Consider the following 15,296-nt stretch of genomic DNA (forward strand, 5'->3'; position numbering starts at 1 on the left):
GCCGGGGACCTGGTCGGGCATGCTCGCGTCGCCGGATCAGGGGAGCGAGGCAGGCAGCCCGAAGGGCGTGAAGTGGTCGGGGCCGAGGAACGAGGTGATCTCGGCGATGCGCTCGCCGCGCAGGGTCAGCACGTTGATCGACCAGGCGAGGTACGCGCCCGCGTCGTCGTTCCAGAGGTAGCAGCTCACGGCGGGCTGGCCGTTCGCGCTGGTCGGGAGGTGCCGCCAGGAGCCGCATCCCGTCAGCGGGACTCGCATGGCGAAGTCGGCGACGGCCTCCAGGCCGTGGTACCAGGACGCCAGCGGCGGCATCGACCAGGTGACGTCCTCGGTCAGCAGTGCGACCATGGCGTCGGCGTCGCCGCGTTCGAGCGCGGTGGAGAACCCGGCGACGATCTCCCGCACGCGGGTGTCGCCCACCTCCCGCAGCGTCCGCTGCTGGGTGCGGGAGGGAACCTTCTCCGCGACGATCCTGCGAGCTCGCGCCAGGGCGGAGTTCACCGACGTGGTCGAGGTGTCCATCATGGTGGCGATCTCGGCGGCGGAGAAGCCGAGGACCTCGAAGAGCAGCAGCGCCGCCCGCTGGTTGCCCGGTAGGTGGTGCAGGGCGGCGACGAAGGCGAGCTCGACGGCCTCGCGCTGCTCGTAGCGCGCGTCGGGGGCGAGCGGGCCGTCGCCGAGACCGGCGTCGGCGTAGGGGCCCAGCCAGGCGACGTCGACGAGCGGCGCGTCGCCGACCACGGCGCGGTCGCTGGACGGGCCGAGGTCGACCGGCAGTGCCCGCCTGCCGCGGGCTTCGACGCTGTCCAGGCAGGTACGGGTGGCCACGGTGTAGAGCCACGAGCGCAGCGAGCCGCGGCCCTCGAAGCGCGCGAGCCCCCGCCACGCCCGCAGCAGGGCGTCCTGCAGGGCGTCGTCGGCGTCATGAGCCGAACCGAGCATCCGGTAGCAGTGGGCGTGCAGTTCCCGGCGCAGCGGCTCCACGAGACGGGTGAACGCGCCACCGTCCCCGCCACGCGCCAGCGCCAGATCGGGATCCTCGGCGCCCTCCGCCGCGGTGTTCACGGACCGTGCGGAAGAAACGTCGCTCACGAGCGACGATTCTGCCCCACGGCGGGAGTCTCCCCTTCGACCGGCCGTTACCGCCCCACGAGAAGGACGCCCATGACGTCGACCGGACGCCGTGCCGGGCCCGCATGGTTCACCCGCGGGGCCGACGACTCTCGCGGACGCGAGAGCGGGGCATGACCGATGACAGGAGACAGAGCCGCATGACCGAGACGGATCCGAAAGCGGATCTTCACCACTACCTTCAGGATGCCCGCGACGCCCTGCTGTGGAAGCTGGAGGGGCTCTCGGAGTACGACATCCGCCGCCCGATGACGCCGACCGGCACCAATCTGCTGGGGTTGGTCAAGCACCTGACCACCGTCGAACTGTTGTACTTCAGCTACGCGTTCGACCGCCCCTTCGTCGATCCGCCGTCGTGGTTCCGGCAGGACGCGGAACCCAACGAGGACCTGTGGGCCACCGCCGAGGAGTCCCGCGCGTACATCGTCGAGACGTACCGGCGGGCGTGCGCGCACTCGGACGGCACAATCGACGCGCTGGGACTGGACGCCGTCGGCCACCTGCCGTGGTGGCCGGCCGAGCGTGGCGCGACCACGCTGCATCGGGTGCTGGTGCACGTGATCGCCGAATGCCACCGTCATGCCGGGCACGCCGACATCGTCCGGGAGTCGATCGACGCGGTGGTCGGGCTGCAGGACGGCAACGCGTTCATGGCGCCAGGCGACCGGACCTGGTGGGAGGACTACCGGAACCGGCTGGAGCGTGTGGCGCAGGAGGCGGGCCGGAGCTGAACCCGCCCCCCGCCGCCGCTCATGGCTGATAAATGAGTGGCGGCGGACGGCGTGCGAGGAATTGACTGGGGCGATCTTCATTGAGGAGCCCCCATGATCATGATCTCGGCCGCGTCCGGTGCGCTCGGACGCCTGGTCATCGACCGGTTGTCCACCCGCACCGACGTGGTGGCCGTCGTACGCGACCCCGCGCGAGCCCCGCAGGGCGTCCAGGTACGGCGAGGCGACTACGACGACCCGGCATCTCTTCGTGCGGCTTTCGAGGGGGCCACCCGGCTCCTGCTGATCTCCTCCCCGGAATTCGATCCGGCTCGCAGGATCAGCCAGCATCTGGCCGCTGTCGCGGCTGCCGGTGATGTCGGCGTCGGCGCCATCGCCTACACCAGCTTTCTGGGCGCCGGCACCACCGCCACGGGAGTCACCGAGGCACATCACGCCACCGAGAAGGCCATACGCGACAGCGGCCTGCCGTACACGATGCTGCGCCATCCCTACTACAGCGAGGCGTTCGTTCCGCAGGTATCCGAGGGAGAGCTGACCAGCAGCACCGGCGGGCGCGGGCTGAACACCGCGTTCCGGTCCGACCTGGCCGAGGCCGCGGCGAACGTGCTGACGGGTGAGGGGCACCTCGGCCGGGCCTATGACTTCACCGGCCCGCTGTGGAGCTGTCCGGAGGTGGCTGACGCGCTCGGCGTGGCCTACCGCGAGGTGCCCGACGCCGGGCCTGGGGCCATGAGCTGGCTCAACGCCCAGGTGCGCGCGGGTGACCTGGAATACCAGAGCGGCGACCTGGAGCGGGTGCTCGGCAGGCCGGCCGAGTCCGTGCTCGCCCGGCTGAAGAGCCGTCACACATCTCAGGCTGTCTGACGTAACCTGCCTGCGGGCGCGGGCGAGCGGGTCATCCGCGCATGCCGAACAGGGACCGGGTCAGCCGGGTCCGGCGCACCAGCAGGTCGTACGCGGCGACGGACAGGGTGAGCGAGACAGCGACGATCGCGACGTACTTGACCAGCATCGGGGCGTCCCAGCGGACCACGCCGTACGCGACCGCGACGACGATCGGCTGGTGAAGGATGTACAGCGGCAGGACGGCGGCGGCCAGGTAGGCGTAGAGCCGTTTCCCCACGCCGGCCCGTGGGCCCGGCCCGGGAGCCGCCCCCGCACGCGGCCCGGGATCCGCCGGGATCCGGGCGGACCGGCGGCGGTCGAGAAGGCCCAGAATCGCGACGAGGCAGCACCATCCCGCGGCGCCGTACAGGACGCGGACGCCGATCGCGAGCGCGGTCATGTCCGTGAAGGGGTTCGCGCCGGGGGCGTCGCCCGCGATCAGGAAGCCCGGCATGCCGATCGCCAGCAGGGCCACGGCGGACACGAGGGCCGGGACCGCGTCGCGGCGCATCGCCGTCCGGAAGCGTTCGTCTGAGGCGAGTACGAACCCGTACAGGAAGAACAGCAGGTAGGCCCAGCGGCTCCAACCGGCGAACGGCTCCTCCATGCCCATCAGGGCGGTGATCAGCGCGATCGGGACGGCCGGGAGCAGCAGCACGGCGCCACGCGGGCGCGTCGCCGCGGCCAGACGCTCGCGGATCCGGCGACCGCGGTCGCGGGGCAGCCAGCGCGCCAGCGGCGCCAGCAGGAGCGCGTACGCGAGCAGCATCACCACGAACCACAGGTGTCCGGACTCGAAGTACTCGCCCCGCACGATGAAGGGGAACTCCGACAGGTCCAGGCGTACGTCGAAGAACCGCGGCAGGAATCGCAGGTACGACTCGTGGTAGGCGGGGTCCGACCGCAGCCGGAGCCACTGCGGCACCGGGAGGATCGTCAGCGTCGCGACGACCAGGGGAACGCCGAGCCGCAGCAGCCGCTCCACGGCGAAACCGGCGGCACCGCGGCGACGGAGTGAGTGCCATGACCCGAGTCCGGCGATGAGGAAGAGCGTCGGCATCGCCCACACGACGGCCAGACCCGCGCCGATCATGGTCGCGTCGGTGGTCTCGGCGTTCTTCACGTAGTAGTCGTCATGCGTGTCGAAGACCAGCGCCGAGTGGAAGAAGATCAGCCCGACCACCACCAGCGCGCGGATCGCGTCCAGTTCCGGCCGGCGCTGTGGTCCCGCCGTAACGGGTGGATCGATGTGCGACGCCGTCATCCCGCCTCCGCCGCCGTACGTGACAGCCGGTTGCCGCCGTGCGTGACAAGGTCAGTCTGGGACCTCTCGGCGGCGCACGCCAGTCTGTTGATCCATCTATAGGTGGATAAGTCCGGGGTGCTCACCGCCGTCGGTCGCGGAAGTTGTCGGGACCGCATGCCGAATCTGACGCGGCCCGGCAACTTTTCTGACGATTCGTGTCTCTCAAGGGTATGGAATCCAAGATTTATTGGGAGAGGGCGGGAGCAGCGGCCGGCCTCTTCGGTCACTGTGGGCCGGGCCGGGCGTTCCCTCGGCTGCGAGGGGACGGCGCCTCGCCGATCTGTCACCTGCCGAGGGAAATACCTTGCGCGTTCATCTAGGCGTCGCGGCCAAGCGCGCGAATACCCCGGTGTCACCCGTGGCGCTCACCGCGGCTCGCGAGGGCATGGCGCGAGCCTTTCCGGTGCCCGTCGCGACCGTCGTCGCACAGGAATGGCGTTCCAGCCATGGCGACATTTCCCTGCTCTCCTGGTCGAACGAGCCTGATGAGCACGGACTGCCACTGATGGTGCGAGGCAACGGCCGGGTCGCGGGCATCACCGGGCATCTCAGCAGACCGGCGGACGCTGATCAGCTGCTCGCCGCCCCCCGCCTGGGCGAGGTCGTGAACCGTACTGGTGGCTGTTTCTCGGTTCTTCGTGCCTGCGATGACGATCTGGCCGCCGCTACGGGCAGCACGGGAGCGTGCCCGTTTTACTACGCGGAGACTCCGGACGTGCACGTCATCGGTAATCGCGCGTTGCTGGTCCACCTGGTGGCGAGGGCCGCCCGGGGCGGATCGGCGCGGCCCGAGATCGTCTGGGATGTGCCGGCTCTGCAGTCGATGGTGCGGGTGGGCTATTTCATGTCCGATGAGACTCCGTTCGACGGCGTCACCACGTTGCCACCCGCCGCGGAGATCAGGATCGCGAACGGCCGCCGCGCCGTCACCGTGACCCCGCTTCCGCGAGCGCGTCCCAAACCGACGTCCAAGCGCGGCATGCGCGCCCAGGTCACCGAACTGGCCGACGCGCTGCTCGCCGCCGTCGAGCCACTGCTCGGTACCGCCGAGCCGGTACGGCTCTCGCTCACGGGCGGCCGCGACAGCAGGCTTCTCGCCGCTCTGCTGTACGGCGCGGGCATTCCCTTCACGACCACGACCACCGGGAACGACGGCGACCCCGATGTGGTGCTCGCCCGGCGCGTCGCAGCGGCCTTGGGGGTCGACCACCGGATCCACCGGCCGAAACGGTCGGCCGATGGCGCGAGCATGCTCGTCCAGCATCCGCTGGCCCGCACGCACAACGTTCTGTACGCCTGCGAGGGGATGCTTTCGGCGTACGAGAACGTGCCGGGTCCGGCGCGATTCGATCCCACGCCCCGGATGTCCGGGCACGGCGGAGAGATCCTGCGCGCCGGTTTCCTCCACAACCAGGAAGATCTCACCCAGAAAGCGGTCAGGCGCCGGGTGGAGGGCTTCTTCGGCAAGAACGCCGATCTGCTGACTAAGGAGGCCAAGGACCACGCCCGCGCTCTGGCGGCACCGTGGCTGGAACGTTGCGGAGAAAGCCCGGCCGAGGTGCTCGACCACATCTACCTCATGTACCGCGTCGGCCGATGGCATGCCGCCTCGCGCGCTTCGCTGCTTCGCGTGAGTAATCCCGTTCCGCCGTTCCTCGACAACCGGGTCGTCCAGACCGCTCTGAGCATCGATCCGTTGTGGCGGCGTTCCGAGGACGTCATATACAAGGTGATAGACGTCTTCGCGCCACAACTACGCGACATCGCCGTAGAGGGCAGGCCGTGGCGTTTCGAGGTGGAGAGTTCCGATCACGATTTCGTGAATCGTGTCCGGCGTCGATTGCGGGTGCGTGGGCACCGTGCCACCGGCGGCGGGAACGGCCCTCATGACCGCTCCGGTGGGCGCGTGGACCGCGACGGGAACGACAGCAAACCCTGGAACTGGCGGTTGAACCCCTCGGAGGAACTGGCCCGCCTGCTGCGAGCGGGCATCACCGCTCCACGGGAGGCGTCGGCGAGCGACGGATTGGCACGCATCGTCGACGACGACGGGCTGGCGGGATTGTTCGCCGCCTTTCCCGAGCGGCGCATGGACGTGGCCTGGAATCTGTACACGGTTTCGATGATGATGACGGACGCGTTCTCGGACGCCTCGCCTCCTGAATTCGGGCCGTTGGAGATCCCCCGTCCGGGGTGAGAACGGGCCGCCGCCGGTGGAGTCCTCCTCGCCCGGCGTCTCGGCCCGGCCTCTGGGCCGAGACGCGAACACCCCCTTCGAGATGCCGTTCGTCGAATCCAGGCCCGTGAACGGGATCTCCGCGCGCCTGGATTCGGCTCGTCGCGTGCGCGGCTCGTCGCGCGACGTGTGGACCCGGCTTGTCGCGCGCGGTTCATCGCGCGATGCCGGAGTCGGCTCAGGTGAAGACGGACACGCGGGTGCGGTGGTGTCGTGGTGTCTCGATCTCGTCGATCACCGCCACCGCGAGGTCCGCGTACGACAGATGCGCGGACGCCGACTCCGGCACGGTCTCTCCTCCGATCCGGTAGCCGCCGGTCCTGGGGCCCGCCGCGTCAAGCAGCGCGGGCGGGGTGAGCATGAGCCAGTCGATCGCCGTGTCCGCCGCCCGGAGCCGGTCCAGCCCGGCGGTGTGCGCGACGGCGAACGGCCGGATCGCCGGCGGGAAGGCCGAGGGGTCGTCCATCACCGGGCGCTCACTGGCGTCCTTGAGATTCGCGAACAGGCCGATCGCGACGAGCCGGGGCACGCGCACGTCGGCCAGACCGGCGAGCAGGGCGTCGGCCGCCTTGACGAAGAACTCGGGGTCGAGGTCGGCGAAACCCTGCTCCGGCCCCGAGAACGGGCTCACCGCGTGGACCGCGGCGTCGTGGTCGCGGGCGATCGTGGAGATCGCCCGCGCGTCCGTGATGTCGCCCCGCACCACGTGAACGCCGTCCGCCGTGAGGTCGCGGTACTTGTCCGGGTTCCGCACCACGGCGGTGACGCGGTGTCCGCGTTCGACGGCCTCGGCCGTGACCGCCCGTCCGGCTCGGCCGCCCGCCCCGAAGATGACGATGCCGCTCATGTCACTCCCATCCAGCCATGTGTGTCGCTGCCGGAAAGGACGGTATCCATCGGATACTGGTTACCTCAAAGATACTGGGGTAGCCTCGCGGCCATGGCCGAACCGTTGGATCCCGAGATGTTCGACCCTGTCTGCCCGTCCAGCGCCATGCCGATCCAGATCGGAGACAGGTGGACCGCGATGGTCGTGCTCTGTCTCGAAGGCGGCCGTCGGCGCTTCAACGAGCTGCGCGGGCCGTTGCGCGGGATCACGCCGAAGGTGCTGACCCAGACCCTGCGGGCGATGGAGCGCGACGGCCTGGTGACCCGCACCGCGTACGACGAGAATCCGCCACGGGTCGAGTACGAGCTGACCGATCTGGGGCGCACTCTGCTGACCCTCATCGCGGCCGCGCGCGCCTGGAGCGCGGACCATCTCCCCGCGTTGCTCGAAGCTCGCAGGGCGCACGACTCGTCGCCGCGCTCGTCCCTATCGCGGTAGGCCCTCGTCCGCGGAACCGGCGTCGGTGCCGTCGACGAACGCGAGGACGCGGGCGTTGACGCGGTCGGGGAACTCGCCGTTGATGGCGTGTGAGGCGTCCGGCCACAGCTCGACGGCGCCTCGGGAGAGCAGCCGGCGGGCGCGGCGGGCGGCCTTGCGCGGATTGTGGATGATGCTGCGCCCGGCGATGAGGGCGAGCACCGGCAGGCCGACTCCGGCCACCTGGTCATCGGTGGGGTACGTCGGCACGGGCAGGAACGTGGTGAAGTCGCGCATCCCGGCCGAGATCAGGTTCGCGACCGGTAGGTCACCGGTGGCGTCGGCGCCGCCGGAGATCCAGCCCAGCAACCGCCGGCGCCAGGACTCGGGGAAGAACGGGACGAACGCGCCCAGCGAGACGACGACGGCCTTCCAGGTGATCCGGCCGAAGAGGTTGGCGGGGTCGAGCAGGCTCACGGAGGCGATCCGGTCTGGCGCGTGCACGGCCAGATTGAAGGCGGTCCACCCGCCGATGGACACGCCGAGGAGGTGCACCCGGTCGTGGCCGAGCCGGGCGAGGACGTCCGCGAGCCAGCCGGCCTGGTCGGCTGCGCTGGTGAGCGGCCGTGTCTGCACCGAGAGTCCGGGCTCGCCGAGCAGGTCGAGCGCGTAGACGGGCCGGTGTGCGGCGAGACCGGCGAGGTTCGACGACCACATCGGGGTGGACGCGGTGCGACCCGGCAGCAGGACTAGCGGCACGCCGTCGCCGGCCCCGAAGCGGTAGACGCGCACCGTTCCGAAGCGGGTCTCCACGTCCCACGTCTGAGCGGGCCGGGGAAGGTCGGCCATGGCTCTGTCGTACGCCTCCCGATAGCGCGTGTAGGCCGACGGGTCGCGGAAGTGGCCGAGGCGCCGCCGACGGTAGGCGGCTCCGATGTTGGGTGTCACGAGGTCGTTCACGTACGGGCCTCCGTCCGATTTCGCGATACGATCGTATTGTATTGGTATCACGATACGGTCGTATTGCCAAAGGGGAGGGTGGGTCGTGCCCAAGCAGGTCGATCACGCGGCGCGGCGGGCCGAGATCGCCCAGGCCGCGCTCAGGCTGTGCGCACGGGACGGTCTGGCCGGGGTGAGCATCGGACAGGTCGCCCAGGAGGCCGGCATCTCCAAGGGGCTCGTGCAGCACTACTTCGCCGGGAAGAGCGACCTGCTGCGCGCGAGCGCGCACGTCCTCCGGGAGGAGGTCGAGCGGCACATGCGCGAGGCGGTGCGCGGTGCCCGCGATCCGCTCGACACACTGCGGCGCGTGCTGCTCGCGATCGTCGGGCTGGGCGAGAGCGCTCCCGTCCTCCTGCTCGCGGGGCACGCGTTCCTCACGCTGTCCGCCGCCGACCCGGACGTGCGCGAGCTGTACCGGACGGGCGGCGACGCCACCCACCGCGCGATCGTCGCGCTCGTGAGCGCGGCGCGGCCCGGCCCCGGTCTCGATCCCGAAGCGGAGGCCCACGCGCTGCTCGGCCTCGCCCGCGGCCTCGCCGACGCCGTTCTGGTCGGAGAGGTCGGCACCGCGGACGCGGCCTCGGTCCTCGACTATCACCTCGACCGGATCCGCTCGTCGGCGGCGACCGGTCCGGGACACGGTTCGGCGACCGGCCCGGCGATCGGCTCGGCGACCGGTTCGGCGACCGGTTCGGAGCCCGAGCGGGTATCCGCGCCGGACCTCCCCGCCTGAACCTGAGACCCCGGGCCGCTCGCCCCATCGGGGTCACGAGCCCCACGGCGGCACGAAGGCCGCCCGAGTGGCGCGCCGTTCCCGCGAGCGGGAGGTCCGGCCGGGACTGGGGCTGGGCGCGATCATCGCGTGCGGATCTGCCCGACCCGGCCCGGCAGGTACGGGAGTGGATGTGGCGCCCCGAATACCGGCGTATCCGTCCTCGGTGACGTGCTCGGGTTCCCGCCCCGAAAGCGGGAGCGCTCACGCCCGGGGGCGACGACGAGATCCGGCTCCGAACAGGGCAAAAATTAGGAACAAAGTCTTCCGCATTGGTCTGTAGCGTCTTCGACGAAGCGCGAACGAGCCAAGGGAGATTTCCATGACGATCCTCGTGACCGGAGCCACCGGAACCGTCGGCCGCCACGTGGTGGACGAGCTCATCCGCGACGGCCGGCGGGTGCGCGCCCTGACCCGTGATCCGCGCAGGGCGAACCTGCCCGCCGAGGCGGAGGTCGTGGCGGGCGATCTCACCGTGACCGACAGCCTCGTGCCCGTCCTGGACGGTGTCACCGCGGTCCACCTGATCACCTTCGGGGGAGACGACTACGCGATGCTGCCGAACGGGCAGGAGATCGTCGACCTGGCGGTCAAGGCCGGGGTGCGCAAGGTGACCGTCCTTGGAGGCTGGGATGAGGGGACGCTGGAGCCCGCCGTGAGGGCCGCCGGTGACCTGGACTGGACCTTCGTCCGGCCGACCGAGTTCATGTCCAACGCCCTGCAGTGGGCCGAGCCCATCCGCGCCGAGGGCGTGGTGCGGGAGCCGTTCGGCGACGCCACCACGGCCATGGTCCACGAGGCGGACATCGCCGCGGTGGCGGCACGCACGCTGGTGGAGGAGGGGCACGCGGACCGGGTCTACGGCCTGACCGGCCCCGCGCGGCTGAGCACCCGCGACAAGGTCCGCATCATCGGCGAGGCGATCGGCCGGGAGATCGGCTTCGTCGAGCTCACCGAGGAGCAGGCGCGGGAGAGGATGGCCGCCGAGGGCCAGCCGGACGAGCTGATCGACTTCCTCATCAACGTCTTCGGCAACGTGCCGGAGGAGCCCAACATCGTGAACTCCAACGTCGAGAAGGTGACCGGCCGGCCGGCGCGCACGTTCGCCCAGTGGGCCGCCGAGCACGCCGACGCCTTCCGCGCCTGACGCCGTACGTGCATCCTGTGTCCGGCGAACCCGCATGAGCTGCGCTCATATAAGTCGGGGTCGGACCGGAAACCGGGGAAGGAAACACCCGGAACCCCGATCCGCGTCCCCTGCCGGGATGACACAAGATCATCCGCGTGACGGATGCCCGGGCATCTGCAGCTCGCCTAGCTTGCTCGGTGCAACGGGGCGCATCAGGTGTCCCGTACGGGAAGAAAGGCGGGGATACGTATGAGCAAGACGCGTACCACCCTCGACGACATCGCGGCCTTCGGTCCGGAGCTCGACGAGGGTCAGCTTCTTCAGGTGAGCGGCGGCGCCAAGAGCCAGGTCATCGAGATCCACGGCAACCACTCGCACACCTCCGGCGACAGCAACTAGTTCGCCGCGGGGGCGCGACCGCATCGCGCCCCCGTCCGGAGCCCCGCCGATGATCCTCGTCCTGACCTCTGACGGAGATGAGCACGCCGACCGGGTCGTGAAACCGCTCATGGCCGCTGGCGCGGACGTCGTCGTCTTCGATCCCGCCTCCTTCCCGACCGACGCCACCCTCGAGATCAGCCACGCCGGGGACGGTTCGACCAGCCGGATGTTCGGCCGCGCGGGCCGCCGCCTCGTGCTCGACGAGGTGACCGCGCTCTGGTACCGCCGGCCCCTCGACCCGGTCGCGCATCCGCGGGTCGCCGCTCGCGACTACGTGGAGGAGGAGTGCCGCGTCATGGCCGAGAGCCTCTGGGACAGCCTCGGCTGCCTCACGGTTCCCGGCTCCCGGCCGGTCATCGACCGCGCGGCGCGTAAGCCGTACCAGCTCGAACTGGCCAGGCGGCTGGGCTTCGAGCTTCCCGCGACGCTGATCACGACCGACCCCGAGAGCTTCCTCGACTTCTACGACCGGCACGAGGGCCGCGTGATCACCAAGCCCGTGCACGGCAACCAGCTCGACGTGGAGGGAGAGCGGTTCGGCCGGTTCGCGGCCCCCGTCACCCCTGTGGACGTCGCGTACGCGGACGCCCTGCGCTTCTGCCCGGTCATCGTCCAGGCGTACGTGCCCAAGCGGGTCGAGGTACGCGTGACCGTCGTGGGGAGGAAGGTCTTCGCCGCGGAGATCCATTCCCAGGTGAGTAACCACACCCGGTACGACTGGCGGCACTACGACCCCGGCGCGACGCCCATCCGGGCGCACGACCTGCCGCCGGAGATCTCCCAGCGGTGCCTGGACCTGGTCGGGCGACTCGGGCTGGCCTACGGCGCGATCGACCTGATCCTCACGCCGGACGGCCGCCACGTCTTCCTGGAGATCAATCCGAACGGCCAGTTCCTCTGGATCGAGGACGCGACCGGGCTGCCCATCGGCGCGGCGATCGGCGAGCTGCTCATGAGCGGAGTGACGTGATGACGGACGGGCGGATGCTCGCCGAGGCGATCGACATGCTCGGCGCCGGTACGGCCGAGCGTGACCTCGACGGGTTCAGGGCGCGGTACCCGGAGGCGCGGGTGCGGCTGGTCGCCCAGCGTGAGGAATATGACGGATCCCTTCATCACGCCCTGCTCATCAAGGAACGCGACGGCGCCACGATCTCCCTCTCGTGGTGTCCCGACCGGGCGCTGCCCTGGCCGCTGCGCGGTGTCCACCGGGCCGGTGAGCACCTGCTGCTCCGGGTCAACGGGGTCGAGACCCCGGTGGCCAGGGCGATCGCCTGCCTGGACTTCATCTGGGACGAGTCGCGGCTGGCCGACCGCCTCATCAGCGACAGCCTCGTACGCGAGGTGCTGGAGGAGGAGCCGGAACCGCTGACCGACGCGGAGCTCCAGGAGGCGATGGACGCGTTCCGCCGGGCCCGCGGCCTGCTGGCGGGCGGCGCGATCCGGGCGTGGATGGACCGCAACCACATCTCCCACCTCGAGCTGGAGGAGCTGGTCGTGCTTGAGGCGTCCGTGGCCAGGCTACGGTCGCGGGTGGCCGCCGGCCGGGTCGAGGACTGGTTCGCCGCGCACGGTCACGAGCTCGACGTCGCCCGCGTCGCGCGGGTGGAGTTCACCGACGGGCCGCGCGTGCTCGCCGCCGAGGGGTTCCTCGACGCCGTGGAGCGGGCCTTCGCGGACGGTACGGCACGGCCGGGCGAGGTGTTCGCCATGCTGCGCAGAGGAGAGCTGGATCCGGAGACGGCCGACCGGGTCTTCGGAGCCGCGCCGGGGACGGTCACCGGTCCTTTCGAGACGGAGCACGGTCACCTGGTGATCAAGGTGCTGGCGGTGGAGCCCGCCGTCCTCGACGGCACCGTACGCGATCTCGTCGAACGCCGGATCTTCGCCGAATGGATCGAACGGCGCAGGAGCACGGCCAAGATCGAATGGTTCTGGGGAACCACGGAGCGGACCGGCGCGTCCGGCGCGTCCGGCTCCTCCGGCGCCGCGGATCCGGCCGGTACGGCTGGGCGGGCCGGCACATGACGGGACTTCCGTACCGGGAGAAGGCGGTTCACCACCACATGGCCGCCCGGCGGCGCGTCGAGCGGCCGTACCGGATCTCCAGGAGGCTCCTGCTCGGCCTGTGGATCTACGTCGGGCTGCTCGCGATGTCGATGGCGGCCGTGGTGCTGATCGGCGTCCTTCCCTCGCTCGGAGCGGGGCGATGAGGCGCGGGCGGGTGCCCGTGATCAGGCAGGCCACGATGGCCGACTGCGGCGCGGCCTGCCTGGCGATGGTCCTCGGGCACCACGGACGCCGCACGACCGTGCGCGAGGTCGGCGAGCACGTCCAGGTGTCGCGGGACGGGCTGAACGCGTTGGCCATCGCGGAGGCCGCCAGGTCGTACGGCCTGCGCGCCAAGGCGTTCTCGCTCGCCCCCGAGCAGCTCGGCGCGGTGCCCGGACCGTTCATCGTGCACTGGGAGTTCAACCACTTCCTGGTCGTCGAGCGCTGGCGTCCGGACGTCGTCGAGGTCGTCGATCCCGCCTCCGGGCGGCGCAGGCTCACGCCGGAGGAGTTCGACGTCGGCTTCACCGGGGTCGTCCTGGCCTTCGAACCCGGCCCCGAGTTCGACGTCCGGGGCCCGCAGCGCCGCCCGTGGCGCCGGGACCTGGTCCGCGCCCTGCTGACCCGCCACCGCGGGCTGCTGCTCCAGGCGTTGTTCGCGTCCCTGCTGCTGCAGGGGGTCGCCCTCGTCCTTCCCCTGCTCTCCGGGCTCGTCGTGGACGAGGTACTCCCCGGAGGGAACCGCTATCTGCTGCGGATCCTCCTCGTGGGGCTCGGCTTCGTCGTGCTCACCCAGGCGATACTCACGTATCTCCGTACGGCCGTGCTGCTCATGTTGCGGGCGCGGGCGGACACCCAGTTCACGGCGGGGGTGGTCGGGCATCTGTTCACGCTGCCCTACCGGTTCTTCACCCTCAGGGGGACGAGCGACCTGGTCATGAGCACGCAGAGCGCGGCCAGCCTCCGGGCCATGCTGTCCGGCCAGGCGCTCTCCGCGCTGCTCGACGGTCCGATGGCCGCGGTCCTCCTGACGCTGGTCCTGCTGGGCGATCCCGTGCTCGGGGGATGCCTGCTCGCCGTGGCGGTCGTCCAGGTCGCGCTGCTGCTGGCCACCCGGAGGCGGATCGCCGACCTGACCGGGCGCGAGATGACCGCCGCCGCCACGACCCAGGGCCGGCTCATCGAGTCCATCGGAGGCATCGAGACGATCAAGGCGTCCAGCGCCGAATGGCGTGCCATGGAGCGGTGGTCCGGGATGTTCACCGCCCAGATGAACGCCGACATGCGTCTCGGCCTGACCCGCGGGGTCCTGGACGCGGTCCTGTCGGGGATCAGGATCCTCGGTCCCGCGCTGCTGCTGCTCGTGGGCGCGTCACGGGTGCTCGACGGCGAGCTGACCCTGGGCACCATGCTCGCGCTCAACGCGCTGGCCATGTCCACCCTCACTCCGCTGACCTCGCTGCTGACCAGCCTCCAGGAGCTCCAGGAGGCCGGGGCGCACTTCGAGCGGCTGGCCGACATCGTCGAGGCGGAGCCCGAGCGGAGAGGCAGGAAGCGGCCGCACCTGCGCGGCGAGGTGGTCCTCCGGGATGTCGGATTCCGCTTCGACCCGCGCTCCCCGTGGACGGTCAGGAACGTGTCGCTCGCGGTCGGGCCGGGGCAGAAGATCGCCCTCGTGGGCAGTTCGGGGTCGGGCAAGAGCACGCTGGGACGGATCCTGCTGGGCCTGTACCAGCCGGTCGAGGGCGACGTCTGGTACGACGGGACGCCCGCATGGGACATCGACGCGCGCTGGTTGCGCAGCCGCTTCGGCGTGGTCACCCAGGACCCGCACCTCTTCACCGGGACCATCAGGGACAACATCGGCCTGGCCGTTCCGGACGCCTCACTGGAGCAGGTGGTGGCGGCGGCCAGGATGGCCTGCGTCCACGACGACATCATGGCCATGCCCATGGGCTACGAGACGATGCTCACCGAGGGCAGCGGTCTCTCCGGCGGCCAGCGGCAGCGGATCGCGCTCGCGCGGGCGCTGCTGCCCCAGCCCAGGGTCCTGCTGCTCGACGAGGCGACGAGCCATCTCGACACCGCCGCCGAGGCGGCGATCGAGCACAACCTCGCCTGGCTGACCCAGACCCGCATCGTGATCGCCCACCGGCTGAGCACGGTACGCGACGCCGACCAGATCCTCGTCGTCGAGGCGGGCCGGATCGTCGAACGGGGCACCCACGACGAGCTGATGCGGTACGGCGGCCGGTACGCCGCCCTGACCGAGCGGCAGGCCATCCGCTGACGAGGCCGTCCG

The 15,296-nt window shown here is 70.8% G+C and carries 15 protein-coding genes; 11 read left to right on the forward strand and 4 right to left on the reverse strand.

The annotated features are described in order from the left end of the window. Positions 1 to 36: 36 nt before the first annotated feature. On the reverse strand, positions 37 to 1,092 hold the full coding sequence (locus tag AB0I59_RS24655; RefSeq protein ID WP_061254010.1) for a sigma-70 family RNA polymerase sigma factor: 1,056 nt from the start codon (positions 1,090 to 1,092) through the stop codon (positions 37 to 39). A 179-nt stretch (positions 1,093 to 1,271) separates the two neighbouring features. On the opposite strand from AB0I59_RS24655, the gene AB0I59_RS24660 reads away from it, so the two are divergent. Continuing rightward, the gene (locus AB0I59_RS24660) at positions 1,272 to 1,862 is read left to right on the forward strand and encodes a DinB family protein (protein ID WP_061254009.1); all 591 of its coding nucleotides are present in this window, start codon (positions 1,272 to 1,274) and stop codon (positions 1,860 to 1,862) included. Positions 1,863 to 1,955: 93 nt separating this feature from the next. Next, on the forward strand, positions 1,956 to 2,729 hold the full coding sequence (locus AB0I59_RS24665) for an NAD(P)H-binding protein (RefSeq protein ID WP_358136382.1): 774 nt from the start codon (positions 1,956 to 1,958) through the stop codon (positions 2,727 to 2,729). 31 nt (positions 2,730 to 2,760) lie between these two features. On the opposite strand, the gene AB0I59_RS24670 is transcribed toward AB0I59_RS24665, so the two are convergent. Then, the gene (locus AB0I59_RS24670; protein ID WP_358136385.1) at positions 2,761 to 4,014 is read right to left on the reverse strand and encodes an acyltransferase family protein; all 1,254 of its coding nucleotides are present in this window, start codon (positions 4,012 to 4,014) and stop codon (positions 2,761 to 2,763) included. Positions 4,015 to 4,360: 346 nt separating this feature from the next. Here AB0I59_RS24670 and AB0I59_RS24675 point away from each other — a divergent pair, with 346 nt between their 5' ends. Then, positions 4,361 to 6,253 carry an asparagine synthase-related protein gene (locus tag AB0I59_RS24675; protein WP_358136388.1) on the forward strand — a complete coding sequence of 631 codons (1,893 nt, stop codon included), beginning with the start codon at positions 4,361 to 4,363 and terminating at the stop codon, positions 6,251 to 6,253. Positions 6,254 to 6,470: 217 nt separating this feature from the next. On the opposite strand, the gene AB0I59_RS24680 is transcribed toward AB0I59_RS24675, so the two are convergent. Continuing rightward, positions 6,471 to 7,139, reverse strand: coding sequence for an NAD(P)-dependent oxidoreductase (locus AB0I59_RS24680; protein ID WP_358136391.1), 669 nt, complete (start codon positions 7,137 to 7,139; stop codon positions 6,471 to 6,473). A 93-nt stretch (positions 7,140 to 7,232) separates the two neighbouring features. Here AB0I59_RS24680 and AB0I59_RS24685 point away from each other — a divergent pair, with 93 nt between their 5' ends. Next, positions 7,233 to 7,619, forward strand: coding sequence for a winged helix-turn-helix transcriptional regulator (locus AB0I59_RS24685; RefSeq protein ID WP_061254006.1), 387 nt, complete (start codon positions 7,233 to 7,235; stop codon positions 7,617 to 7,619). On the opposite strand, the gene AB0I59_RS24690 is transcribed toward AB0I59_RS24685, so the two are convergent. Further along, entirely contained in the window at positions 7,608 to 8,558 is a 951-nt protein-coding gene (locus AB0I59_RS24690) for an alpha/beta fold hydrolase (RefSeq protein WP_358136395.1), read from the reverse strand. The genes AB0I59_RS24685 and AB0I59_RS24690 overlap by 12 nt on opposite strands. An 85-nt stretch (positions 8,559 to 8,643) precedes the next feature. Between AB0I59_RS24690 and AB0I59_RS24695 the strand changes: the two genes are divergently transcribed. The 7 genes from AB0I59_RS24695 (at position 8,644) to AB0I59_RS24725 (ending at position 15,284) form a co-directional block, all read left to right on the forward strand. Next, positions 8,644 to 9,333: a TetR/AcrR family transcriptional regulator gene (locus tag AB0I59_RS24695; RefSeq protein WP_358136398.1), complete on the forward strand. Its 690-nt coding sequence runs from the start codon at positions 8,644 to 8,646 to the stop codon at positions 9,331 to 9,333. A 361-nt stretch (positions 9,334 to 9,694) separates the two neighbouring features. Beyond that, entirely contained in the window at positions 9,695 to 10,519 is an 825-nt protein-coding gene (locus AB0I59_RS24700; RefSeq protein WP_358136401.1) for an NmrA family NAD(P)-binding protein, read from the forward strand. 231 nt (positions 10,520 to 10,750) lie between these two features. Beyond that, entirely contained in the window at positions 10,751 to 10,900 is a 150-nt protein-coding gene (locus tag AB0I59_RS24705; protein ID WP_358136404.1) for a hypothetical protein, read from the forward strand. Positions 10,901 to 10,949: 49 nt separating this feature from the next. After that, positions 10,950 to 11,912, forward strand: a complete 963-nt coding sequence (locus AB0I59_RS24710) for an MvdC/MvdD family ATP grasp protein (RefSeq protein ID WP_358136407.1) — start codon at positions 10,950 to 10,952, stop codon at positions 11,910 to 11,912. Further along, positions 11,912 to 12,970 (forward strand): TIGR04500 family putative peptide maturation system protein, encoded by a 1,059-nt coding sequence (locus AB0I59_RS24715; RefSeq protein WP_358136409.1) that lies wholly within the window; start codon positions 11,912 to 11,914, stop codon positions 12,968 to 12,970. Before AB0I59_RS24710 ends, AB0I59_RS24715 begins: the two co-directional genes overlap by 1 nt. Continuing rightward, a complete protein-coding gene (locus AB0I59_RS24720; RefSeq protein ID WP_061254000.1) occupies positions 12,967 to 13,155 on the forward strand; it encodes a hypothetical protein in 189 nt (62 codons plus the stop codon). Before AB0I59_RS24715 ends, AB0I59_RS24720 begins: the two co-directional genes overlap by 4 nt. Beyond that, a complete protein-coding gene (locus AB0I59_RS24725) occupies positions 13,152 to 15,284 on the forward strand; it encodes a peptidase domain-containing ABC transporter (RefSeq protein ID WP_061253999.1) in 2,133 nt (710 codons plus the stop codon). Before AB0I59_RS24720 ends, AB0I59_RS24725 begins: the two co-directional genes overlap by 4 nt. Positions 15,285 to 15,296: the final 12 nt, after the last annotated feature.

This window comes from Microtetraspora glauca, assembly GCF_040656155.1.
In the GTDB taxonomy this organism is placed as follows: Bacteria; Actinomycetota; Actinomycetes; order Streptosporangiales; family Streptosporangiaceae; genus Microtetraspora; species Microtetraspora glauca.

Bases quoted from the DNA above. Each gene is read 5' to 3' on its own strand.
- AB0I59_RS24685 (WP_061254006.1), top strand. From the start codon at position 7,233: ATGGCCGAACCGTTGGATCCCGAGATGTTCGACCCTGTCTGCCCGTCC.
- AB0I59_RS24680 (WP_358136391.1), bottom strand. From the start codon at position 7,139: ATGAGCGGCATCGTCATCTTCGGGGCGGGCGGCCGAGCCGGACGGGCG.
- AB0I59_RS24715 (WP_358136409.1), top strand. From the start codon at position 11,912: ATGACGGACGGGCGGATGCTCGCCGAGGCGATCGACATGCTCGGCGCC.
- AB0I59_RS24665 (WP_358136382.1), top strand. From the start codon at position 1,956: ATGATCATGATCTCGGCCGCGTCCGGTGCGCTCGGACGCCTGGTCATC.
- AB0I59_RS24700 (WP_358136401.1), top strand. From the start codon at position 9,695: ATGACGATCCTCGTGACCGGAGCCACCGGAACCGTCGGCCGCCACGTG.
- AB0I59_RS24660 (WP_061254009.1), top strand. From the start codon at position 1,272: ATGACCGAGACGGATCCGAAAGCGGATCTTCACCACTACCTTCAGGAT.
- AB0I59_RS24725 (WP_061253999.1), top strand. From the start codon at position 13,152: ATGAGGCGCGGGCGGGTGCCCGTGATCAGGCAGGCCACGATGGCCGAC.
- AB0I59_RS24720 (WP_061254000.1), top strand. From the start codon at position 12,967: ATGACGGGACTTCCGTACCGGGAGAAGGCGGTTCACCACCACATGGCC.
- AB0I59_RS24705 (WP_358136404.1), top strand. From the start codon at position 10,751: ATGAGCAAGACGCGTACCACCCTCGACGACATCGCGGCCTTCGGTCCG.
- AB0I59_RS24670 (WP_358136385.1), bottom strand. From the start codon at position 4,014: ATGACGGCGTCGCACATCGATCCACCCGTTACGGCGGGACCACAGCGC.
- AB0I59_RS24710 (WP_358136407.1), top strand. From the start codon at position 10,950: ATGATCCTCGTCCTGACCTCTGACGGAGATGAGCACGCCGACCGGGTC.